This is a genomic window from Thiohalophilus sp., assembly GCF_034521165.1.
In the GTDB taxonomy this organism is placed as follows: Bacteria; Pseudomonadota; Gammaproteobacteria; order UBA6429; family Thiohalophilaceae; genus Thiohalophilus.
In genome coordinates, this window is the sequence record NZ_JAXHMV010000002.1 from 182,275 (window position 1) to 206,197 (window position 23,923).

Below are 23,923 nucleotides of genomic sequence, written 5' to 3' on the forward strand. Positions count from 1 at the left end.
GCAAAGACGCAAAGGACGCAGAGAAAGACAATTTTGAGTTTTAAATGTTGAATTATGAATTTGGATAGAACTCTGAAATTCAAAATTTAAATTCAATATTTAAAATTATACCTCTGCGTTCTTTGCGTCTTTGCGACCTTTGCGTTGATTATCAGATTCCAGAAGGAGACTCAGATCAGCGATTCGTCCTGGATGATGGGTGGCAGGTCGATGTCGCATTCGTCATTTTGGAGGATTTTGCGGATTTCGAGTTTCTGTTTACCTTCACGCCAGCGCGGGTGGGCCAGGTTGATCAGCTTGGGTTTAACGTAGCGCTCGCCCTTGCTGTTTATGACCAGCAGGACGATGGGCCGCAGGCGGCTTTTTTCACTGGCGGAAACCACGATACCCACCTGGCCCAGATTGAGTTGTACCATGCTGCCGATAGGATAGATGCCCAGGCATTTGATGAATTGCTCGACCAGCTCCTGTTCGAAATCCTCGCTGATCCAATCGTACATGTTTTTCAGCGCTTCGTAGGGCGCGATGCCGTCGTGATAACAGCGATCGCTGGTGATGGCATCGTAGACATCGACGATGGAGACGATCTTGGTCATGCGATTGACCTGCTCGCCCATCAGCCCGTGGGGATAGCCCTTGCCGCTGATCCGTTCATGATGATGCAACACGATATCGAGTGATTCCTGCGGAATCCCCCCTTTGGAGACGAGTAACTCGTGGCCCTTTTGCGCATGGGTTTTGACGATCTCGTATTCCTCGGGAGTCAAGCGTCCCGGCTTGTTAAGGATCTCCAGCGGGATACACATTTTGCCGATATCATGCAGCAGCGCGCCCAGCCCCATCAGTTCCAGCGCGTCCTTGTCCATGCCCAGATACCGGCCAAAGGTCACCGCCAGGATGCAGGTGTTCATACAATGGGTCACGGTGTATTCGTCGCGATGTTTGAGATGCGACAGCCAGACCATGGCATTGGGGCTGCGGGTGATGCTCTCGGTAATCTCGGTTACCAGTTCGCGGGCCGTATTGGTATCCAGGCTGTTGCCAAGGCGCACGTCCTCGAGCAGGGTCTCAATATAGGTTTTGGTCCGGCCGTGAACCGGCCGGGCTTCCTGCAGGGCCTGCTGGAAATGCTTCTCTTCGCGCTCGGCCTCTTTTTCAGCCTGCTGTTTGGTAGAAACGGCTGCCGAGGCCGGTGCTGGCTCACGGGCCAGGGTTTGCAGATCGGGGATCACCGAGTCATGGGAGCGTTCGGTGTCGACATAGACAAAGTTGCAGCAGCGCTGGAGTTCGGCCAGTTCCTCCTCGCCGGCGATCAATACGCCTTCGAGCAGAAACGAGGTTTGTGTCCAGTCACAATCCAGATCACTGACAAACATCCCCTCCCTGAGACGGTCGACATTCACTTTCACTTTCATACCATTTCCCGTCTCTTGCCACCGAGTGACGTACGGCAGTGGCTAGCCCAGCCAGCGGCGGGCGTTTCGGAATAGCCGTAACCAGGGACCGTCGTCACCCCAGTTATCAGGATGCCATGAATACTGAAGCGTGCGAAATACCCGCTCCGGGTGTGGCATCATGATGGTGAAGCGCCCATCCGTGGTGGTCAGGCCGGTAATCCCCTGCGGGGAACCGTTGGGGTTGAAGGGATACCGTTCAGTAGCCTCACCGTCATTATTAATATAGCGCAGACTGACCAGTTGTTCAGCCTGCGCATGCTCGATTTGCGCCCTCTTGTCAAAATGCGCCAGCCCCTCGCCATGGGCCACGACGATCGGCAGCCGGGAACCGGCCATGCCGGCCAGCAGGATCGAGGGCGAATCGAGCACCTCGACCAGGGACAGTCGCGCCTCGAACTGTTCGGAGCGATTGCGCACAAAGCGGGGCCAGTGGCCGGCGCCGGGAATCAGATCCCGTAACTGGGAGAGCATCTGGCAACCGTTACAGACACCCAGCCCGAAACTGTCCGGACGGTTGAAAAACGCCTCGAACTCGTCGCGGGCGCGCGAATTGTACAGAATCGAACTGGCCCAGCCGCCACCGGCCCCCAGCACATCGCCGTAGGAGAAACCGCCACAGGCGGCCAGCCCGGAAAAGTCGTTGAGCGAAAGCTGCCCGGCGAGGATATCGCTCATATGCACGTCCACCGCCGCAAAGCCGGCCCGATCGAAGGCGGCGGCCATCTCGATCTGGCCGTTGACCCCCTGCTCGCGCAACACGGCCACTCGCGGACGGTGCCCCAGGTTCAGATACGGCGCGGCAATATCCTCGCGGGGATCGAAGCTCAGCTGTGCCGACAGCCCCGGATCGGTCTTGTCCAGCAGATTGTCGTACTCTTCCCGGGCGCACTCGGGGTTGTCGCGCAGCGCCTGCATCCGATAGCTGGTTTCGCTCCAGACACGCCGCCAGTCGGTCTGTGTCCCCGTCAGTACCGTCTGGCCCCGGTGTTCGAAAACCAGCTGCGCATCGTCGCGCAGCGTGCCAAGCACATGGCTGTAATGGCCCAGGCCGGCTTCATGCAGGGCGTCCTGCACCGCCGCCAGCTCGCTCTCGCTTACCTGGATGACCGCGCCCAGCTCTTCGCTGAACAGGCTGGCGACCGAATCGTCACCCAGATCGTCGAGCCGGATCTGCAGGCCGGTGCGCCCGGCAAAGGCCATCTCACAGAGGCTCGCAAACAACCCGCCGTCGGCCCGGTCATGATAGGCCAGCAACCGCCCTTGCTCGTTAAGCCGTTGAATAACATCAAAGAAGTGTTTCAATGCCAGCGGATCGTCGAGATCGGCCGGATGGTGGCCGAGCTGTTTATAGACTTGCGCCAGGCAAGAGCCCCCCAGGCGGTTGGCGCCCTTGCCCAGGTCGATCAGCAGCAGCCGGGTCGGGCCCTGGTCACGACGCAACTGCGGGGTCAGGGTCCGGCGCACATCGCTGACCGGCGCAAAGGCCGAGACGATCAGCGACAGCGGCGCCGTCACCGAGCGGGTCTCGCCGGCTTCCTGCCAGACGGTGCGCATCGACATGGAGTCCTTGCCCACCGGGATGGTGATGCCCAGCGCCGGGCACAGCTCCATGCCCACCGCCTGCACGGCCTCGTACAGGCCGGCATCCTCGCCCGGATGGCCGGCGGCGGCCATCCAGTTGGCCGACAGGACCACGCGCGACAATTCGGGGACCGGAGCGGCCGCCAGGTTAGTGAGTGCTTCGCCCACGGCCAGGCGCGCCGAGGCGGCGTGATGCAGCAGCGCAACCGGCGTGCGTTCGCCCATGGCCATGGCCTCGCCGCACTCACTGTCGAAACTGGTCGCGGTCACCGCCACGTCGGCCACCGGCACCTGCCAGGGTCCCACCATCTGATCCCGCGCCACCAGCCCGGTCACACTGCGATCACCGATGGTGATCAGAAACCCCTTGTCGGCGACCGTGGGCAGGGCCAGCACCCGTTCGGCGGCCTCCGCCAGATCCAGCCCGGCGGTGTCGAAATCCGGTTTGGTAAATGGGGCATGATGGACGTCGCGCAACATCTTCGGTGGCTTGCCCAGCAGGACTTCCAGCGGCATGTCGATCGGCGTGTTGTCAAAATGGCCATCGCCCAGCACCAGCTGCCGCTCCCCGGTGGCCTCGCCGACCACCGCCCAGGGACAGCGTTCACGCTGGCAGATCCCGGCAAAGTGATCCAGATCCTCCGGGTCCACCGCCAGCACATACCGCTCCTGGGCCTCGTTGCACCAGATGGCCATGGGCGACATACCCGGATCATCGTTGGGTATGGCCCGCAGTTCAAAGCGCCCGCCGCGACCGCTGTCATTGACCAGCTCCGGCAAGGCGTTGGACAGACCGCCGGCGCCGACATCGTGAATACTGATGATGGGGTTGGCCTCGCCCAGCTGCCAGCAACGGTCGATCACCTCCTGGGCTCGGCGCTCCATCTCCGGGTTGCCGCGCTGCACCGAGGCAAAATCGAGATCCTCCAGGCTTTCCCCGGTGGCCATGGACGAGGCCGCCCCGCCTCCCAGGCCGATCAGCATGGCCGGGCCGCCGAGCACCACGATCTGCGCGCCGGGAGGGATGTCGTTCTTGGCGACGTGATCGTCGCGGATATTCCCCAGACCGCCGGCCAGCATGATCGGCTTGTGATAACCGCGCACTTCCTCGCCCTGCGGCCCCGCCACCCGCTCCTCATAGGTGCGAAAATAGCCGCACAGGTTGGGCCGGCCGAATTCGTTATTGAAGGCGGCCGCACCGATGGGCGCTTCGAGCATGATCTCCAGCGCCGAGACAATGCGTCCCGGCTTGCCGTGATCGGTCTCCCACGGCCGGGGACAATCGGGCAGGCGCAGGTTGGAGACCGAGTAACCGCACAGGCCGGCCTTGGGCTTTGAGCCGCGGCCGGTCGCCCCCTCGTCGCGGATTTCGCCGCCGACCCCGGTGGCCGAGCCTGGAAAGGGCGCGATGGCGGTGGGATGATTATGGGTCTCGACCTTCATCAGGATATGGATGTCCTGCGCGTGATAGGCGTACTCGCGGGTGCCGGACTCGGGATAAAACCGGCCGCCACTATGGCCCGCGATCACCGCCGAGTTATCGCTGTAGGCGGACAGAATGCCGTCACTGTGCCGCTGGTAGGTGTTGCGAATCATCCCGAACAGGGACTTGTCGCGGGCCTGGCCGTCGATAACCCAGTCGGCATTGAAAATCTTGTGCCGGCAATGCTCCGAGTTGGCCTGAGCGAACATCATCAGCTCCACATCGCTGGGGTTACGCCCCAGGGTCTGGAAATTCTCCACCAGATAATCGATCTCATCATCGGCCAGGGCCAGCCCCAGCTCGGCGTTGGCCCGCTGCAGGGCGTCCCGCCCCCCGTTGAGCACATCGACCTCGGTCTGCGGGGCCGGATCGGGATGCCGGAACAGCCGTTGCGCCTCGTCGACATCGCGAAACACCGCCTCGGTCATGCGATCGTGCAGCAGCGCGCCCAGACGTTGGACCTGCTCCGCGCTCAGATCATTGCCGTCGGTGAGCGTCAGGGTATAGAGAATCCCGCGCTCGATCCGTTGCACCGAGTCCAGCCCGCAGTTGTGCGCGATATCGGTGGCCTTGCTCGACCAGGGCGAGATGGTGCCGGGCCGGGGAACCACCAGAAAGTCATGTCCCTGCAGCATTTGTGCAGGCGGGTCGGTATAGTCGAGCAAACGCGCCAGCCGCTGCTGCTGTTCACCATCCAGTTGTGGCTCGCTCTCGACAAAGTGCAGATAGACCGCCTGCAGTTCCCCCACCTCGGGTACCGCGGCCCGCAAGGCCCCCAGGCATTTTTCCAGACGAAAGGACGACAGGGCCGAGCCACCTCGGAGTTGCAACATGCGCGGAATCCTGAGAATTGATTGGCGTTAACAGTGAGCGGCAATCATACACGATCTGCCAGGCGCGGAGCGAGAGACACGGGGAAACCGTGAACGCGGGAATAACCGGTGCACCCGACAAGCCCGGGAGTACCGGAATTCACCACACTCGGGGTATACTGGCGGTTTTCACGATATACCCGGGTCAGCATAGAATATGGATCAGCCAGTCAAGGTTCTGCACGTTTTCCAGGAGATGGATCTCGGTGAGCGCCACCAGTTACTCAGAACCAAAGCCCGGGGTATCGACGTGGTGGTGGTCTGTAAAACCGGCGCCAGCTTCCTGGAGGAAATACAGGCCGCCGGGATTCCCGTTCATCAACTGGATATGCACAGGCGCCGGGACCCCGAGGCCATTGCCCGGCTCCGACAGCTGGTACAAAGCGAACAGCCGGACATCGTTCACGTCTATACCAAAACCGCCCTGTCCAATACGATTCGAGCCATTGACGATCTGCCCCCCAGGCTGGTCGCTTATCGGGGCATCGTGGGCAATCTGCACTGGCTGAACCCGACCTCCCGTAACAGCTTCTTTCACCCGAGAGTCGATCGCATCATTTGTGTTTGCGAAGCCATTCGGCAGGATCTGCTGCAGAACCGGTTCCTTAACTGGCGCCTGCCTGAGGAAAAGGTCGTGACCGTGCACAAGGGGCACGAAACGGACTGGTGGCCCCGCGAGAACGTCCCCGCCGACTTCAGCGAATTCGGGATCCCCGCCGATGCGCTGGTGATCGGCTCGATGGCACAGATGCGCAAGCGCAAGGGGATACCGGTTTTAATTGAGGCCTTTGAAAAACTGGCCACCCCGAAGGCGCACTTGCTGCTGGTCGGCAAGGTCAACGACAAGCACATCGCCAAACGCATCGCCCGCAGTCCGGCGGCCGATCGGATTCATCTGCCGGGCTGGCGCGCCGATGCCGCCAGCCTGATTGGCGCACTCGATCTTTTCGTGCTCCCCTCCCTGCGCCGCGAAGGCCTGCCCCGTTCAGTCATCGAGGCAATGAGCCAGCAGGTCGCGTCGGTGGTCACCGACTCGGGGGGCAGCCCGGAACTGATTGAGGATGGCGTCAGCGGTCGCATCGTTGCCTCCGGCGATCCGGATGCACTGGCCAGCGCCATTGACGAATTGCTCGGCGATCCCGAGCAACGCAAGCAGATGGGCATCGCCGCCGAACAACGTATCCGGACCTGCTTCAACCCGGACATTACCGTGGAAAAAACCCTGGCGGTCTATTCGGAACTTTTAGGACGGGATGTCACCGGTGGCTGCGCGTAAACACGCCATCGAATGACACAGGCCGGCACTGAATAGCCGGCCCTGCTGCTACCACTGTGAGGCGCCGCGTAACTCCTGCATTACCTCGTTGAGCCGGCCTTCGTTGCCGTCAAACAGGCAGACCACATTGCCGACGCTGCAGACGGTAAAACGCTCACCGCGCACGACCCAGCCACCGGGCGGCGTCCAGCCACGGATACCGGTAAACATGGAAAGCTGATCGGCGTTGCCCTGCACCAGACGTTTGTAGTCGTGGGCGAAGTGGGCCAGGCTGGCCAGTTCTTCCTGCCCGCCCATGCCGTAGCCTTCGATCAGTTCACCGTCATCACGAAAGTGGGCCACGGCCATGACGCCGTCGAGGATCATGATCTGTTTAATCATGTTGCCTCCTCAGGCTTCCAGCGCCGCATAGGCCGCTTCGTAATCCACTTTGTCATTGGGCATGATTACCCCGGCCTCTTCGTTGGCGATGACCGTCCAGTCAAAGCCGATTAACGAGCAACCCCTGACCGGATAGAAGCCGCCCGAACCGGTAACATTTTCCCAGCCCCGGGCCTGCATGGTGGCAATCGAGGTATTGGCAACGCAGACATGCGCCACCAGATCCAGAATCGTGTCATTCATTTCACTGTCCGCACTGAGGCGGGATTCCTGCAACTCCCCTTTGCTGCTGAAATTGAATGCGGCAACCGCACCGTCAAGGTTGATCAATTTCTCCAGATCGGCCATTGCTAACTCCTTCAAGACTGATATTGATTTATTATTTTATTGCAGCCGGTCAGACCAGCATCTCTTCCGGACGCGCCACATGTTCGCGCATATACGCCATCACTTCATTCAGTGAACTCGAAGCATTGTCGATGAAGCAGAAGATGTTGGCCATAACACAGACTGTTACCTTGTCACCGCGAACCACCCAGCCGCGGGCCGGCGCACAGCCACAATCGGCTTTGAGGTGTTTGAGCATGTCCGTTTCCATGTGCACGGCCATGGTGGTGGCGCGGCACATGATCGACGCCATGCGTGCGGTTTCATAATCGAGTTGGCCGTCGTAGGTAAATCGATCGCCCCGGTAGGTATACTCGCCTGCTGCGATGACGCCCGGTGTCGCCACCAGATCGGATATGACGCTCATGCAGTCCCCTCTTGTGTTTTATAGTTATGTTGCCGCCTGGCAAGTTGCGGCTGATTGCCATTGCTTGATATGGATCAATGACAACCGTTTTTTAATTAATAACAGACACCGACAGAGAATGCCATATAGAGTTTTTTTATAGGCCCCTATAAAATCAGGCGGTTCCCCGGCAGATCTGTCGGAATCGCACCGTTTATCGCTGCTCAGGATTTGACCATGACCACTTCAACACCCTCCCCCGCGCCGCTTTACCGGCGCCTGCTTGCCATGCTCTACGACGGCCTGTTGCTTCTGGCGATATTGCTGATTGCCTCGGCCATCCCCCTGATTTTCACCGGCGGCGAGGCGATCGAGGGGCACAATCTGCTACTGACCGGTTATTTTCTGCTCATCTGTTTTGGGTTCTTTGGCGGGTTCTGGACCCACGGCGGACAGACGCTGGGCATGCGGGTCTGGCGCCTGCAGGTGGTTGACGACGACGGTGGCGCGCTGGACTGGCTCGCCGCCCTGTTGCGTTTTTTGAGCGGGCTACCCGCCTGGCTGGTATTGATTCTGGGACTGGTGGTGTACTTCAACCCGCAAATCGCATTGCCGGGGCTCCTGCGCGGGCTGCAAAGCCTGCCCCACGGCAGCATCGCCCTGTTCGGCCTGCTCTGGCTGGGATTCGACAACTGGCCTAACGGCTGGCGGGAACGCATTACCCATACCCGTGTCATTCTACTCCCCAGGCCCTGATGTGCCTGGCACGGACCGTGATATCCGGCAACCGGTCTTTTCAAATGGAACTGTAAATAACGCAAAGAACGCAGAGGCGCAAAGAACGCGGAGAATTGATTACATAAAATTGCTTGCCAGTATTGGCATGATCGACGCCTGCGCCAGGAGGCGACACACCGGTGAGAATGCCCCACATAATATTTACTTTGCGTCCTCTGCGCCTCTGCGTCCTCTGCGTTAATTTCCAGGGCATCTGAGAAAAGTATGCAAATGGCGGTCTAGCGTAATCGCCGGAACCAGAACAGGGTAATGCCGATCACCAGCGCGGTCGGCAGGGCTGCCGCCAGCGCCGGCGGGAATTCATAGACCAGTCCCATCTGCCCGGCCAGGCGATTACCGATATAAAACACGATCCCGATCAAAAACCCGATCAGGATCTGCTGGCCGATGCCGGTGTGGCGTTGTGCGCCAAAGACGAACGGCACCGCCAGCAATACCATCGCGGCCAGGGTAAAGGGCATCACGGCCTTGCCCCACATCGCCAGTTCGTACTGTCCCGAATCCAGGCCATTCTCACGCAAATAATCAATATAGTTATACAGTTTCCAGACCGGCAGTGTATCGGGATCCACCGACACCACATTAATCAAGGCCGGATCGAGCAAGGTGCGCCATGGCAATTCATCCACTTTATGTTTTTGCAACGCCTGATCGTCAATATCATAGCGCGTCACATTTTTTAACAACCACTGTTCCCCGTCGTAACGGGCGCTTTTGGCCCGCATCAGGGTCCGCATACGCTGACCTTCGAAGGTATACAGGTGTATGCCCCGCAGTTTTGCCTGGCTGTCAACGCGACGGACGTTGATATAGGTTTCCCCGTCCCGGGCCCAGAGGCCGTACTGGGTATTCAGACTGATTTTCGCCCCCATCAGTTGCAGGCGCTTCTGATTGCTGTATTCATACACCGGCGGCGCAATGACTTCGCCGATCACCATCGCCAGCAGAATCAACATCGCGGCGGTTTTCATGATGGCCCAGACAATCCGGGTCAGTGACAATCCGGCGGTACGCATCACCACCAGCTCGCGATTGTTGGCCAGCATGCCCAGCCCCAGCATGGTGCCCAGCAAGGTTGCCATGGGAAAGATCTCGTACATCTGGCGCGGCATGTTCAACAGGGTATAGAGCAAGGCATGCCAGAGGGTGTAACTGCCACGACCGATCTGATCGAGCTCATCCACAAAGCCAATCAGGGCAAACAGGGCCACCAGGACGGCAAGCACGGAAAACACGCCGATAATAACCGCCTGACCGATATAACGTTCCAGTAACTTCATCGGGCTGTCGTTCCCCTGTGCCACCAGTGTCGAATGCCATCCTGGCGCAACAACAACACCACGGCAATCAGCAATACCGCAACATGAACCCACCACAGGCCGATATAGGGAGATATTTTGTCATGCAGCAACCAGTTGCGGGACACGGTCAGCAGGTTGGTCAGCACCATGTACAGGACTATCGCGATCGCCAGTTTGCCGTAGCGATTCTGGCGATGTGAGGTTACGCTCAGCGGCACGGCCAGGACCGCCAGCACCAGGCACATCAGGGCGGAGGAAATACGCCATTGCAGCTCGGCGGTATAACCCCGGTTATCTTCATCCCAGAGCTCAAGCGTGGGAATAGCCTTGTGTTTGCGGTTGGTCACCTCGGGCGGCTTTTCCTGAATGCGGATGCCGTGCTTTTCAAACGCAATGATCGTGTAATTCTCCCTGCCCGGTTCCCCCTCGTAGCGATAACCGTCTTCCAGGACCATGAAGCGATCGCCGTTTTCCTCTTTTACCATCTGGTGGCCGGAGCGAGAACGGATTATCGAACTGCCGCCCTCGCGCTGTTGCTGCACGAACACATTGCGCATCCGCTTCTGTTCGCGCTCCAGTTCCTCGACATAGAGCACCCCGCCACCCTCACGCATTTCCTGAAAACGGCCCGGGATAATACCCTGGATATCTCCCCGGGCCTGTGCTGCGGCGGTCAGACGCTGAACCTGGTGTTCGGCCCAGGGGGACAGCTGCAGACTCAGCAAGCCCTGCAGGACCGCCACCACCAGCGCCAGCCCCAGTATGGCGCGCAGGATATAACCGGTACCCATCCCGCAGGCGGCAATGGCGGCCATCTCGCTATCGCGATACAGACGGCTGAGCGCGAGCAAAATGGCCAGATAGAGCGCCAGCGGCAGGATAAACACCAGCAGACTCAGAATCCGTACGCCGAAGATCTGCAGCACCATGTCCACCTGCAGCGACCCCCGGGCCACGTCGTTGAACAACCCCACCAGCTGCGCGCTGAGGGCGATTAGCAACAGCACCAGGGCCACCGCCGCGAAGGTGAGAAAAACTTCCTTGACCAGGTAACGGGCAATAATCACGTCAGAATCAGGGGTTGAAAACCGGTTCGTTCTTTATGTACAGAAACAATACTGTATTATATTGCCCACATCGCTGAATTGATACGCAGCACCCCGTGTCCCACAGGCAATCACAGGATCCAGTATGAATATTACGCTCAAATGTACCCCCGTCGAACAACAATCCAGCCAGTGCCTGATCGTCGGCGTGTTTGAAAAACGCCAGCCCGGCCCGCACGCCCAGGCCGTAGACAAGGCCAGCGACGGCGCCCTGCAGCGGATTCTCAAACAGGGCGACATGGACGGCAAACCCGGCCAGACCCTGATGTTGCACCACCTGTCCGGCATCCAGGCCGAACGCGTCCTGCTGGTCGGCTGCGGCAAGCAGTCCGAATTCGATGAGAAACAGTACAACAAGGCGCTCACTGCCGCGATCCAGGCGGTTAACGATTCCGGCGCCCGGGATGCCGCCTGCTATCTCACCGATCTGGAGGTCAAATCGCGCTCGAAGGCCTGGAATGTCCGCCGCGTGGCGGAGCTGGTACACCAAACACTGTATCGCTACCAACAGACATTCAGCAAACCCGAGAAGCCCGACTACCCGCTGGGCAAATTGCAACTGTGCGTGGACGACAAAGCGCTCAAGAGTGCCCGCACCGGGCTGAAGATCGGCGAAGCGATCGGCAAGGGCGCCAGCTTCACCCGGGATCTGGGCAACCTGCCCGGCAATATCTGCACCCCGACCTACCTGGCCAGCCAGGCAAGCAAACAGCTCAAGGACTACGCCAACATGAAAGTGAAGGCGCTCAACCAGAAGGCCATTGAAGAGCTGAAAATGGGCGCTTTTCTGTCGGTCGCCAGGGGCAGCCGCCAGCCGCCCAAACTGATCGTGGTCGAATACCAGGGCACCAAAAAAGACACCAAACCCTATGTGCTGGTGGGCAAGGGGATCACCTTCGATACCGGCGGCATCTCCATCAAGCCGGCCGCCGCCATGGACGAGATGAAATACGACATGGGTGGCGCCGCCGGGGTTCTCGGCACCATGCAGGCCATCGGCGAGCTGCAACCTCCCATCAATGTGGTGGCCATCGTACCGTCCTGCGAGAATATGCCCGACGGCAACGCCAACAAACCGGGCGATGTGGTCACCAGCATGTCCGGACAGACGATCGAGATTCTCAATACCGACGCCGAGGGACGCCTGATCCTGTGCGATGCCCTGACCTACAGCGAACGCTTCAAACCCAAAACGGTCATCGACACCGCCACGCTGACCGGCGCCTGCATCATCGCCCTGGGCAATCAGGCCTGCGGCCTGCTCAGCAACGACCAGCCGCTGGCCGACGCGCTGCTCGCCGCCGGCCAGACCAGCCAGGACCGTGCCTGGCAGTTACCGCTGTGGGATGAGTATCAGGAACAGCTCAAGAGCAACTTCGCCGACATGGCCAATATCGGCGGCCGCGAAGCCGGCACCATCACCGCCGCCTGCTTCCTGTCGCGTTTCACCAAAAAGCTCAAATGGGCCCACCTGGACATCGCCGGCACGGCCTGGAAAAGCGGCGCCGAGAAAGGTTCGACCGGCCGCCCGGTCCCGCTGCTCACCCAGTACCTGCTGGATCAATGCGGCAAGAAATACCAGCTCTGATGACCCGGGTCGACTTTTATATCACCGAGGATTCCCGCGAGCAGGCCCGCCAGCGGCTGGCCTGCCGCCTGGCGGAAAAAGCCTACACCCGGAATCACGCTATATATATACACACCGATGACCGGCAACAGGCGGAACAGCTCGACCAGCTGCTGTGGACGTTTCGTGACGGCAGTTTTATCCCGCACTGCCTGCAGGATGATACAGTGGCCCCCCAGGCCGCCATCGTCATCGGACACGCCGACGAACCGGAACAGCACAACGAAGTGCTGATCAATCTGGGCGAGGCAGTACCGGCCTTCTTCAGCCGCTTCGAACGGGTGGCGGAAGTGATCGCCGGGGATGAACAGGCCCGCCAGGCCGGACGCGAGCGCTTCAGGTTTTATCGCGATCGCGGCTATGAGCTCAACACGCATAACCTGGATAGCAAGTGAGCATGAGCAAGCAGAACGACAAGACTGACTCCGATGATGCAGTGGAAGACAACCTGCTCAATGCGCTGGAGTCGATCAAGGGGCTGCTGGAACAAAGCGAGACCAAACTGACCGCCGCGCGCGACAGCATCAACCGCGCCAACGAACCCGGCAGCCTCAAAACCTCCCGTGCCCGGTCCGACAACGAACCGGTAGTACCGGTGCTGGATGATATTGTCGAACCGGACGCCTACCCGCCCGCCGCCGAACAACTGGAAATCCCCGAAGTCACCGACGAAGCCGAGCCGAACGACGAAGCGCCCTCAGCCGACAACGAAGAAGAGCCGCAGACCATGAGCAGTCCGACCCAGAGCGACAGCGACACCATGCTGGAATTCCTCGATCACCTGCAGGCCAGCCTGGAAAAAGAAGTCCGCAACACCCTCATGCGCACCGTGGTCAACATCGAAAAAGAAGTCAAAAAAACCATCGCCGAACAGCTCGATACTATTCGAGATCAAATCCGCAACAAAAAATGAAAAGCTTTCACCGCAGAGGCGCGGAGAGATAATTTTGAATGTTGAATTTTGAGTGTTGAATCAAGTACAAAACCGCAATTCAAAATTCAAAATTATCTAAAGCCGTAGCGTTCGTACATGTAGCACTGGCCGGTGGGAAGGTAGTCGGGGATCTGGTAATAGCGCTCCACCACCTCGCGCAGAATGTCATCCCGATAGCTCTGATAGTCGAACCCCTTGCCGACAAACAGATAGAAGTGGGTATCTTCCACATCGATACGACGAATTTTTGACTCGCGGAAATAGGGCCGGTATTTTTCCTGCCGGTGATAGCTGAAGATCACGATATCCCGGCCATCCAGCTTGCGAAAATCGGTGCGCTTGTCGGCTTCACGACCGTGATAGGAGCTGACGCTGAAAACCGGCACAGATTCTCCGCTGTGGTAGGCGAGCAAAGCTGATTTGGCGTAACTTTCGGTCATCAACATCGCCCCCTCATGTTCCGACATGGTGTTGATGATCTGTTCGGTGCGCATGCCGAACACCGCGTCGCGATAGGTTTTCTCGTCAATCTCCTTGGCAATCCCCGGCGCGAGCACCAGCAAGGCACCGATAAAGACCAGGTGCAGGATGGTGAACGGCAGCATGAAATAGTGGCACTTGCGCAGCTGCTGAGTACTGAGAATCGGTGCCAGCGCCAGAAACAGGAACGGATAGAAACTCAGCAACCAGTGCAGACCGATCTCTTTCCAGAAGGAGAGCAGAAAGAACAGCCCGATGGGAATCAGAAACAGCCCGCCAAAGACACTCTGGCGGCTGGTCAGACTTTCCTTGAAATCCCGCCACTGCCGGAACAGGTAATAGAGAATCGGCGGGGTCACCAGATAAACCAGCATCACCAGGTAGGCCAGCATGGTCCCCGGTGAAAAGCCCGAGCCGGCGGTCCGGTTGACCAGGTTAAACAGGTAGTTATTCCAGCAGTTATTGTAGTTCCACCACAGGTTGAGCCCGATAAACGGCAAGGTGCCGAGGATAATCAGCAACAGGCCGAGATAGGGCCGCAAGCCGCGGCGGGTATACAGCACGATATACAGGAAATAGGCAATGCCCAGCAGCCCGGCAAAAAACTTGGAGAAAAATGCCAGCCCCAGAAACAGGCCGCACAGCAGATACCACCACAGGTTGTCGCGGCGCTGGGCAAAATAGAAACTCACCGCCGACAGGAACGACCAGAAAATCAGCGGCGTATCGGTGGTCGTCAGGACGCCCAGTACATTCACCGGGGCAACGAGATACAACACCGCCACCGCGACCGCCACGGCTTCGTGGGTACGGCGCAGTAACAGGTAGATGGCCAGGCCGATGAACGTGGTCAAAAGCACCTGTGGCAGACGCAACCACAGCGGTGCGTCGCTGACCGAAAGCATGGCCGTCAGCAGCCAGCCCACCATCGGCGGGTGGTCGTAATAACCGTAATCGGGATAATTGCCCCACAGGATGAAGTAGGCTTCGTCGCCGGTCATCGGCAGGGTGTAGGCGAGCACCAGCTTGGCTGCCAGAGTCAGCAGCAGATAAATCCAGAGCCGGGTGTCGATAGCCAGTGCACTCATGGGAGCGCAGTCTAGCATGGCCGTGGCGCGGATGGCGGAAAAATCCGGCAATTACGCCGTGGAGGATATGGCCCTGCGCCGGGATTCGGTATAATGCCGGGTTTGTGACCATCAACTCACTGGCAAGCAACCGAATCGGATGTTCCGTGGACAAGACTTATAACCCGCAAGCGATCGAACAGCGCTGGTATGACAGCTGGGAACAGAACGACTATTTCGCCCCCGCCGGAACGGGCGAGCCCTTCTGCATCATGATCCCGCCGCCCAATGTCACCGGCAGCCTGCACATGGGTCACGCCTTCCAGGACACCATTATGGATGCCCTGACCCGCTATCATCGCATGAAAGGCGACAATGCCCTGTGGCAACCGGGTACCGACCATGCCGGCATCGCCACCCAGATGGTGGTCGAACGCATTGTCAATGCCGAAGGCCAAACCCGCCACGACATCGGGCGCGAGAAATTCATCGAAAAGATCTGGGAATGGAAGGAAGAATCCGGCGGCACCATCACCCGCCAGCTGCGCCGCATGGGCGCCTCCCCCGACTGGCAGCACGAACGTTTTACCATGGACGCCGGTCTGTCCGACGCGGTCAAGGAAGTCTTCGTCCGACTGTATGAAGAAGGACTGATCTATCGCGGCAAACGCCTGGTCAACTGGGATCCGGTATTGCATACCGCCGTGTCCGATCTCGAAGTACTCTCCGGGGAAGAAAACGGCCAGCTGTGGCACATGCGCTATCCGTTGACCAACGGTACCGGCCATTTGATCGTCGCCACCACCCGTCCCGAAACCCTGCTGGGCGACTGTGCCGTCGCCATTCACCCGGGCGACGAACGCTATAAACATTTGCTCGGGGAATTCGTCGAACTGCCCCTGACCGGCCGACGCATCCCGATCATCGCCGACGAGTATGTCGATCCCGAATTCGGTACCGGTTGCGTCAAGATCACCGCCGCGCACGATTTCAACGACTACCAGGTCTGGCAACGTCATCGCGATGAAACGCCGATTGCCGAGCAGCCCCATGGCGGTCTGATCAATATCTTTACCGACAGTGCCGCCGTGCGCGACAACCTGCCCGACGAGGGGCAGTTGCTGCCCGCCGCCTACATCGGCCTGGATCGCGTCGAGGCGCGCAAACAGATCATCGCCGATCTCGAGGCGCAGGATCTGCTGGAGAAAATCGAACCGCACAAACTGATGGTGCCGCGCGGCGATCGTTCCGGCGCGGTCATCGAACCATTTTTGACCGACCAGTGGTACGTCAAGATCAAACCACTGGCCGGGCCGGCCATCGACGCGGTGGAAGACGGGCGTATCCGTTTCGTGCCGGAGAACTGGAAAAACACCTATTTCGAATGGATGCGCAATATCGAGGACTGGTGCATCAGTCGCCAGATCTGGTGGGGCCATCGGATTCCGGCCTGGTATGACAAGGACGGTAATATTTACGTCGGTCGCGATGAACAGGAAGTCCGTCGCCAGCATAGCCTGCCCGATGCTCTCGCCCTGCAGCAGGACGAGGATGTTCTCGATACCTGGTTCAGTTCCGCGCTGTGGCCCTTCTCCACCCTGGGCTGGCCCGAGGACACCGAACGTCTGAACACCTTCTACCCCACCAGTGTGCTGGTCACCGGTTTTGACATTATCTTCTTCTGGGTCGCGCGGATGATCATGATGGGGCTCAAGTTCATGGACGATGTCCCGTTTCGCGAGATCTATATCCACGGCCTGGTGCGCGACGCGCACGGCCAGAAGATGTCCAAATCCAAGGGCAACGTGCTCGATCCCATCGATCTCATCGACGGCATCGAACTCGAGGCCCTGGTGGAAAAACGCACCAGAGGCATGATGCAACCGCATCTGGCCGAGAAGATCGCCAAACAGACGCGCAAGGATTTCCCCGACGGGATTCCCGCCTTCGGCACCGATGCATTGCGCTTCACCTTCGCCGCCCTCGCCTCCACCGGCCGCGACATCAACTTCGACATGGGCCGTATCGAGGGTTATCGCAACTTCTGTAACAAACTGTGGAACGCGGCCCGTTATGTGCTGATGAACACCGAGGGCCAGGATTGCGGGCAGGAGGGCGGCGAAGTGGCGTTATCCGTCGCAGACAACTGGATCATCAGCCGCCTGCAGGAAACCGAACAACAGATCAACAAGGCCATCGGCGAGTACCGCTTCGATCGTGCCGCCAACGCACTGTACGAATTTACCTGGAACGAATACTGCGACTGGTATCTGGAGCTGTCCAAACCGGTATTGATGAGTGACGCCGCCAGTGACGCCGCCAAACGCGGTACCCGCCGCACCCTGGTCCGGGTGCTCGAGGCGATATTACGCCTGGCGCACCCGATCATGCCCTACATTACCGAGGAGATCTGGCAAAAAGTCGCCCCCCTGGCCGCCCGGCAGGGCGAGACCATCATGACCCAGCCCTACCCCGAAGCGGACAGGAACAAAATCGACAATACCGCGGTCGAGGAGATGGAGTGGGTCAAGCAGTTCATTGTCGGTATTCGCCAGATCCGCAGTGGCATGGACATCAAACCGGGCAAACCGCTGCCGGTGATGCTGCAGCACTACAGCAATACGGATCAAGAACGGGTCGAGCGACACCGGCATTATCTGCAGAACCTGGCGAAGATCGAATCTATCGCGTGGCTGTCCGGGAACGAAGAAGCCCCGGAATCGGCCACCGCCCTGGTGGATGACTTGCAGATCCTCATCCCCATGGCCGGCCTGATCGACAAGGAAGCCGAACTGGCCCGTCTGGGCAAGGAGATCGACAAACTCGACGATCAGGCCAGACGGATCGACGGCAAATTGAATAATCCCAATTTCGTCGACAAGGCACCGGAGGCCGTGGTGCAAAAAGAGCGCGACAAACTCCGGGAGATTCAGGGCTCCCTGCAGCAGCTCAAAAGCCAGAAAGAGAAAATCGCCAACCTCTGACCCCGGTAAAGGCCTCTTTCGAGGCCTTCATGCCCTGTCCCCGTCGCTGTTTTTATCCATGACGGTGAGCTTTCCCTATCCCCCAACCGGGTAACTCACACCGCCATAAAAAAAGCCCCGCGATTTCTCGCGGGGCTTTTTTGAGACAGCAGATGTTTTAAGGCTTAGGCCTGGACATCTGTCGCCTGCGGGCCCTTCTGGCCATTCTCGACATTGAAAGTCACAGATTGACCTTCAGTCAGGGTCTTGAAGCCTGAACCTGAGATAGCAGAGAAGTGAACAAACACGTCCTTGCTGCCGTCAGAAGGAGAAATAAAGCCGAAGCCCTTGGATTCGTTAAACCACTTAACGGTTCCTGTTACCATGATAATTTACCTATTCATAAAGTTATTAATAAAAAATGCGATACACGTCTTGCGAGGTTTTCAACAGGTATTATCTTGGTAAGAAATACTGACAAGAACCAGAGAAATGTAGCGTGGGTGTATTATATACCGAAGTTGAACCGGAAATACTACACATTTTTACGATATTGGGCCAAATATCGTCATTACAACCCCTCCCGACTCACAAAACAGCAAAATACCGGTTTAAATCCCCGTCCTGGCCGGACCCGGGCATTAACGTCGGCTCACAAATACCGCCCGCCCCTGTAATCCCTCAATACAGCTGATGGTTAATCCGACGTATCACAAACCGCGAGCTGACCCGGATTTGTCACAAAGCAACTAAATAAAAATTCCCAATACCCGCTCCCCCCCCTGCAGGGTGGAACAAGCGACGCGGTTCCACCTGAGCCCCGGCAAAACCGGGATCTGGCGCGTTGCGCCTTGTTCCAGGCGACTCAGTAAAATGGACGGGTAGTCGGAACACGTATTCAGATGGCCCGGTGTGACATCCACAAAAGGCATGCTAGGCTAATAAGGCTTCATACAATGAAGAAAGGCGTCTCGCATGGTCACACTTTTCGTCAATGGCGAATCACACTCCCTCGATATCGAGCCCGACATGCCGCTGCTGTGGGCGCTGCGCGACATACTGGGGCTGACCGGCACCAAGTACGGCTGTGGCATCGCGGTGTGCGGTGCCTGCGTGGTACATGTGAACGACAAACCGGTACGCGCCTGCATTACGCCGGTTGATTCCGTGCAGGGCAAGGCGATTACCACCATCGAAAAAGTCAGCTCCCCGGTCGCCAAAGCGGTGCAAAACGCCTGGGAAGAGCATGATGTCGTGCAGTGTGGGTATTGTCAGTCCGGCCAGATCATGAGCGCCATCGCCTTGCTGGAGAACAACCCGCAGCCCGATGATGCGGCAATTAACGACGCCATGCGCGATAACCTGTGCCGCTGTCACACCTATGTGCGCATTCGCCAGGCCATTCACAGCGCGGCCCGGACCCTCGCTGACCAGGGCGGTGTGGCATGAGCCGCCGGCGCTTTGACATCCGGCGGCGCGAGTTTCTGATCACCAGCCTGGGTGCCGGTGCCGGCCTGACCCTCGGACTTTATCTCGGTGGCTGCGATCGAAATGGGAAAAAACCGACCCCAATCGGACCGGATCCGGCTGACGACAGCAGCGAGATCCTCTTTAAACCCAATGCTTTTGTGCGCATTACCGACGACGACAAGGTCATCGTGATTATCAAACACCTGGAAATGGGTCAGGGCACCTATACCGGGCTGGCGGCCCTGGTCGCCGAAGAGCTGGATGCCGACTGGACGCAAATCGTCAGTGAAGGTGCCCCGGCCGATGCCAGTCGCTATAACAACCTGTTCTGGGGACAGATCCAGGGCACCGGCGGCAGTACCGCCATGCCCAACTCCTTTGACCAGATGCGCAAGGCCGGCGCCACCGCCCGGCACATGCTGGTCGCCGCGGCCGCACAACAGTGGCATGTGGACAGCGATGACATCCAGGTGGAAAAAGGCATCCTTAAGCATCCTGATTCCGGACAACAGGCCCGCTTCGGCGAGCTGGCCGATCTCGCCGCGCAGCAGCCCGTCCCCGACGACGTCTTTCTCAAGGAACCGGAACAGTTCACCCTGATCGGCACCACCGTACCGCGCAAGGACAGCAAGGAAAAAGTCAACGGCACGGCCATTTACACCCAGGACATCCAGCTGCCCGACATGCTGGTGGCGGTCGTCGCCCATCCGCCCCGCTTCGGCGCCAGGGTCAGACGTTTCGATGCCGTCGAAACCCGCAAGGTCCGAGGCGTGCGCGAAGTGATCGAGATTCCCAACGGCGTGGCGGTGCTGGCCGAGCATACCTGGGCCGCGATCAAGGGGCGCGATGCCCTGGTCGTCGAGTGGGATGAAAGTAACGCGTTTAACCTGAGCAGCGATGAAATCCTCGCCGATTACCAGCAACGGGCCCGGCACCCCGGTAACGTCGCACATCAAAACGGCGACAGCGAGAAAGCACTCAACGAGGCTGCCGAACGGATCGATCTGGAGTTTGAATTTCCCTATCTGGCCCACGCCGCCATGGAGCCGCTCAACTGCGTGGTACAGCGCACCGATGACGGGGTGACCCTCTGGAACGGGGTGCAATCGCAAACCGCCGATCAGCAGGCCGTGGCCGGGCTGTTTGGTATCAAACCGGAACAGGTGACAATCAATATGCTCTACGCCGGCGGTTCCTTCGGCCGACGCGGCAATCCCCACTCCGACTACGTGGTGGAAGCCGCCAGCATCGTCAAGGCGCTGGATACCCGCAGGCCGGTGAAAATGGTCTGGACGCGCGAGGACGACACCCGGGCCGGGTACTTTCGTCCGCTCTACTATCACACCCTCTCCGCCGCGCTGGATGACAACGGCAAACCGGTGGCCTGGCAACATCGTATCGTTGGCCAGTCGATCATGACCGGGACCGGGTTTGAATCGAACATGGTGGAAAATGGCGTCGATGCCACCTCGGTGGAAGGCGCCGCCAATCTGCCCTACGCCATCCCGAATATCACGGTCGATCTGCATTCGCCCACACTCCCGGTACCGGTGCAATGGTGGCGCTCGGTCGGCTCCACCCATACGGCCTTTGCGGTGGAGACCATGATCGATCAACTGGCGCGTCGCGCCGGCCGGGATCCGGTCGAATTCCGACGCGAGTTACTCAACGATCGGCCCCGTCATCGAGTGATTCTCGATCTGGCCGCGCAAAAAGCCGGTTGGGGAACGCCGCTGCCCGAAGGCCGGGCCCGTGGTATCGCCCTGCACAGGTCCTTTAACAGCTATGTCGCCGAGGTGGCGGAAGTGACCTTGCACAGTGACAACCGGTTCAGCGTCGACAAGGTGATTATTGCCATCGACTGCGGCATCGCCGTCACCCCGGACGTGATCCGGGCGCAGATGGAAGGCGGCATGGGCTTTGGCCTCTCGCCCACCCTGCTCAGCGAGATCACCCTGGATAACGGCGCAGTGGTACAGGGCAACTACCACGACTTTCGGATGATCACACTCGATCAGATGCCCGAAGTCGAAGTCCATATTGTCGAATCCACCCAGCCGCCCACCGGGGTGGGTGAGCCGGCCACGCCGGTCATCGCGCCGGCGGTGGCCAATGCCCTGACCGCTCTGACCGGCCAGGCGTTTCAACGCCTGCCGTTGACGTTGTCCGCCTGAGGGAGACGGCCATGGAAGCCTGGGGAACCGACCGTGAAGTCATCCGTACCGCCCACCAGTGGTTGCAACAGGGCCACGCGCTGGTACTGGTCACCGTATTGAAAACCTGGGGCTCCTCACCCCGTCCGCCCGGTTCGCTGCTGGTGATGCGCCCGGACGGCGTGCATGCCGGTTCGGTTTCCGGGGGGTGCGTGGAGGAGGATCTGCTGGCCCGCTTTTCCAACAATGAGCTGAGCGAACAGCTGCCGACCCGTCTGGATTACGGCGTCGATCGCCAGGAAGCCACCCGCTTCGGTCTGCCCTGCGGCGGACGGCTGGAACTGTTACTGGAACAATTAAACGATCCGGATCAACTGCAGCCGTTGCTCAGCGCCATGCAAGAGGGGGAACTGGTCAGCCGCCGGGTGGATCTGGCCAGCGGCGACGTCACCCTGGCACCGGCCAGTGCCAATCAGGAGTTTGCCTATGGCGAGGCATCGGTCAGCAAGGTCTTCGGACCGCAATGGCAAATGCTGTTGATCGGGGCCGGGCACCTGTCCCGGTATGTCTCGCAACTGGCCCTGATGCTCGATTACCAGGTCATCGTTTGCGATCCGCGCCAGGAATACGCCGCCGGCTGGCAGGTGCCCGGCACGCAACTGACCGGCATGATGCCGGACGAGGCGGTCGGCGAATATGCCGGTCATACCCGCAGCATCGTGCTTGCCCTCACTCACGATCCCAAACTGGATGATATGGCGCTGCTCGATGCACTCGATTCCAACGCCTTTTATGTCGGTGCCATTGGTTCGCAACGCAACTGCGAGGCGCGGCGGCGGCGCCTGCAGGAACTGGGATTGTCTAAAGCGCAAATCCGCCGTCTGCATGCGCCGGTGGGACTGGATATCGGCAGCCATACGCCACCGGAGATCGCCCTCGCCATCCTGGCGGAAATCACCGCCCTGCGCAATTCGGCCACCGCCGTCGTACGCAACCCCCATGCCGTCAACGTGGCATGAGCATTACCGGTATTCTGCTGGCCGCCGGCCTGAGCCAACGCTTCGGCAGCAATAAATTATTACAGCCCCTGTCAGATCAAACGCCGATGGTGGTGCATTGCGCCCGTCGCCTGAAAGCGGTGCTATCCGAAAACGTGGCCGTGGTCGGTCCCGATGATGCCACCACCGCCGAGTTGTTAAGCCGCGAAGGCCTGCAGGTTGTCATCAACCCGCACCCCGACGCCGGCATGGGCAGCAGTCTCGCCTGCGCGATACGCGCCGTGCACGAAGCGTCGGGCTGGCTGGTTATGCTGGGAGATATGCCCTGGATCGATAAACAAACAATTCGGGCGGTCGCCACCGAACTGCGACAGCCGCGCGACATCGTCGCACCGCTGTACGGCGATCGACGCGGCCACCCGGTCGGCTTCGGCAGTGCCTATGTCCGGGATCTGATCGCCCTGGACGGCGACCAGGGTGCGCGCGCCATTGTGAACGCCAACCCGCAACATCTGACCCTGGTTTCGGTCAACGACCCCGGCATATTGCGGGATGTGGATTATCCGGAAGATTTATCGAGTGCTGAGCACCAAGTACCAAGTTCTTAGTACTTAGTACTTAGTACTTAGTCGGGTAGGTCAGGGTGCGCGTAGCGCTCCCTGACAAACCAACCAGAAGATAGCTTGCGAGATCCATTTAGAATTAATTTTGTGCCCGACTCTCGCAGAGACGCAGAGCGCGCGAAGAATAAACGCGTTCAGTTTCTCTGCGTCTTGGCGTCTCTGCGAGAGATCAGCAGGGGTGTCACGCAGGCTATCGCCAGCGTAACCTACGTAACTGGACTGGTTATCCGAAATATCCTTATCGGTGAGTTCAGTGTATTCGGTGTCCCCGGTGGTTTCCCGCTGATTTTTATAAACACGAAATACCCATCAGTCGGTCAATCTCAGGACTCAGCACTCAGCACTCAGAACTCAGAACTCGGCACTGATTTACACTCCGGCCAGCGACATCACCACTTTGACTACGCCGATGATAACGGCGATGAAAATCACCACACCAATGAGCCCGATGGTAATGTATTGCCAGGGTTTACCATGGGTAAAATCCCGTTCGTAATGCTTGCTTTTCTGCACACCCAGAAACGCCGCCATCACGCTCTTGGCCACGTCCCACAGACCCGGGGCCTGTTTATTCTCATCACTCACTGCACTATCCGCCTTGTCGATTGGTTAGCTTGATT

At 59.2% G+C, this 23,923-nt stretch carries 20 protein-coding genes; 10 read left to right on the forward strand and 10 right to left on the reverse strand.

All coding sequences use genetic code 11. From position 1 onward, the window contains the following. Positions 1-170: 170 nt before the first annotated feature. Together U5K34_RS02640 and purL are read right to left on the reverse strand one after the other, a co-directional pair. Complete coding sequence (locus U5K34_RS02640; RefSeq protein ID WP_322566967.1) at positions 171-1,415, reverse strand: HD-GYP domain-containing protein; 1,245 nt, start codon at positions 1,413-1,415, stop codon at positions 171-173. Positions 1,416-1,457: 42 nt separating this feature from the next. After that, complete coding sequence (gene purL, locus U5K34_RS02645) at positions 1,458-5,354, reverse strand: phosphoribosylformylglycinamidine synthase (protein ID WP_322566968.1); 3,897 nt, start codon at positions 5,352-5,354, stop codon at positions 1,458-1,460. A gap of 196 nt (positions 5,355-5,550) precedes the next feature. Between purL and U5K34_RS02650 the strand changes: the two genes are divergently transcribed. Further along, a complete protein-coding gene (locus U5K34_RS02650; protein WP_322566969.1) occupies positions 5,551-6,669 on the forward strand; it encodes a glycosyltransferase in 1,119 nt (372 codons plus the stop codon). Between the two features lie 48 nt (positions 6,670-6,717). On the opposite strand, the gene U5K34_RS02655 is transcribed toward U5K34_RS02650, so the two are convergent. The 3 genes from U5K34_RS02655 to U5K34_RS02665 are packed head-to-tail and all read right to left on the reverse strand — an operon-like array spanning position 6,718 to position 7,804. Further along, complete coding sequence (locus tag U5K34_RS02655; RefSeq protein ID WP_322566970.1) at positions 6,718-7,050, reverse strand: DUF2173 family protein; 333 nt, start codon at positions 7,048-7,050, stop codon at positions 6,718-6,720. 9 nt (positions 7,051-7,059) lie between these two features. Next, positions 7,060-7,398 (reverse strand): DUF2173 family protein, encoded by a 339-nt coding sequence (locus U5K34_RS02660; RefSeq protein WP_322566971.1) that lies wholly within the window; start codon positions 7,396-7,398, stop codon positions 7,060-7,062. Between the two features lie 49 nt (positions 7,399-7,447). Next, complete coding sequence (locus U5K34_RS02665; protein WP_322566972.1) at positions 7,448-7,804, reverse strand: DUF2173 family protein; 357 nt, start codon at positions 7,802-7,804, stop codon at positions 7,448-7,450. A gap of 216 nt (positions 7,805-8,020) precedes the next feature. On the opposite strand from U5K34_RS02665, the gene U5K34_RS02670 reads away from it, so the two are divergent. Then, entirely contained in the window at positions 8,021-8,539 is a 519-nt protein-coding gene (locus U5K34_RS02670; RefSeq protein ID WP_322566973.1) for an RDD family protein, read from the forward strand. A 260-nt stretch (positions 8,540-8,799) separates the two neighbouring features. Here U5K34_RS02670 and lptG read toward each other — a convergent pair whose 3' ends face one another. Together lptG and lptF are read right to left on the reverse strand one after the other, a co-directional pair. Next, on the reverse strand, positions 8,800-9,861 hold the full coding sequence (lptG, locus tag U5K34_RS02675) for an LPS export ABC transporter permease LptG (protein WP_322566974.1): 1,062 nt from the start codon (positions 9,859-9,861) through the stop codon (positions 8,800-8,802). Beyond that, on the reverse strand, positions 9,858-10,949 hold the full coding sequence (lptF, locus tag U5K34_RS02680) for an LPS export ABC transporter permease LptF (RefSeq protein ID WP_322566975.1): 1,092 nt from the start codon (positions 10,947-10,949) through the stop codon (positions 9,858-9,860). The genes lptG and lptF overlap by 4 nt, the downstream gene beginning before the upstream one ends. Positions 10,950-11,073: 124 nt before the next feature. Here lptF and U5K34_RS02685 point away from each other — a divergent pair, with 124 nt between their 5' ends. From U5K34_RS02685 to U5K34_RS02695, 3 genes are read left to right on the forward strand one after another with little or no spacing between them, the layout of a single operon-like run. Beyond that, positions 11,074-12,576: a leucyl aminopeptidase gene (locus U5K34_RS02685; protein ID WP_322566976.1), complete on the forward strand. Its 1,503-nt coding sequence runs from the start codon at positions 11,074-11,076 to the stop codon at positions 12,574-12,576. After that, positions 12,576-13,010: a DNA polymerase III subunit chi gene (locus U5K34_RS02690; RefSeq protein ID WP_322566977.1), complete on the forward strand. Its 435-nt coding sequence runs from the start codon at positions 12,576-12,578 to the stop codon at positions 13,008-13,010. Before U5K34_RS02685 ends, U5K34_RS02690 begins: the two co-directional genes overlap by 1 nt. Before the next feature lie 2 nt (positions 13,011-13,012). Next, entirely contained in the window at positions 13,013-13,528 is a 516-nt protein-coding gene (locus U5K34_RS02695; RefSeq protein ID WP_322566978.1) for a hypothetical protein, read from the forward strand. Positions 13,529-13,620: 92 nt separating this feature from the next. Here U5K34_RS02695 and U5K34_RS02700 read toward each other — a convergent pair whose 3' ends face one another. Further along, positions 13,621-15,117, reverse strand: a complete 1,497-nt coding sequence (locus U5K34_RS02700; RefSeq protein WP_322566979.1) for an ArnT family glycosyltransferase — start codon at positions 15,115-15,117, stop codon at positions 13,621-13,623. Positions 15,118-15,263: 146 nt separating this feature from the next. On the opposite strand from U5K34_RS02700, the gene U5K34_RS02705 reads away from it, so the two are divergent. Continuing rightward, positions 15,264-18,080, forward strand: coding sequence for a valine--tRNA ligase (locus U5K34_RS02705; RefSeq protein ID WP_322566980.1), 2,817 nt, complete (start codon positions 15,264-15,266; stop codon positions 18,078-18,080). A 164-nt stretch (positions 18,081-18,244) separates the two neighbouring features. Here U5K34_RS02705 and U5K34_RS02710 read toward each other — a convergent pair whose 3' ends face one another. After that, positions 18,245-18,445, reverse strand: coding sequence for a cold-shock protein (locus U5K34_RS02710; protein WP_322566981.1), 201 nt, complete (start codon positions 18,443-18,445; stop codon positions 18,245-18,247). A gap of 589 nt (positions 18,446-19,034) precedes the next feature. Between U5K34_RS02710 and U5K34_RS02715 the strand changes: the two genes are divergently transcribed. From U5K34_RS02715 to U5K34_RS02730, 4 genes are read left to right on the forward strand one after another with little or no spacing between them, the layout of a single operon-like run. Continuing rightward, entirely contained in the window at positions 19,035-19,508 is a 474-nt protein-coding gene (locus tag U5K34_RS02715) for a (2Fe-2S)-binding protein (protein WP_322566982.1), read from the forward strand. Then, complete coding sequence (locus U5K34_RS02720) at positions 19,505-21,703, forward strand: xanthine dehydrogenase family protein molybdopterin-binding subunit (RefSeq protein WP_322566983.1); 2,199 nt, start codon at positions 19,505-19,507, stop codon at positions 21,701-21,703. The genes U5K34_RS02715 and U5K34_RS02720 overlap by 4 nt, the downstream gene beginning before the upstream one ends. Before the next feature lie 11 nt (positions 21,704-21,714). Beyond that, entirely contained in the window at positions 21,715-22,701 is a 987-nt protein-coding gene (locus U5K34_RS02725) for an XdhC family protein (protein WP_322566984.1), read from the forward strand. Next, positions 22,698-23,288: a nucleotidyltransferase family protein gene (locus U5K34_RS02730; protein ID WP_322566985.1), complete on the forward strand. Its 591-nt coding sequence runs from the start codon at positions 22,698-22,700 to the stop codon at positions 23,286-23,288. The genes U5K34_RS02725 and U5K34_RS02730 overlap by 4 nt, the downstream gene beginning before the upstream one ends. Positions 23,289-23,672: 384 nt before the next feature. On the opposite strand, the gene U5K34_RS02735 is transcribed toward U5K34_RS02730, so the two are convergent. After that, positions 23,673-23,888, reverse strand: coding sequence for a DUF2970 domain-containing protein (locus tag U5K34_RS02735; protein ID WP_322566986.1), 216 nt, complete (start codon positions 23,886-23,888; stop codon positions 23,673-23,675). Between the last annotated feature and the right edge of the window lie 35 nt (positions 23,889-23,923).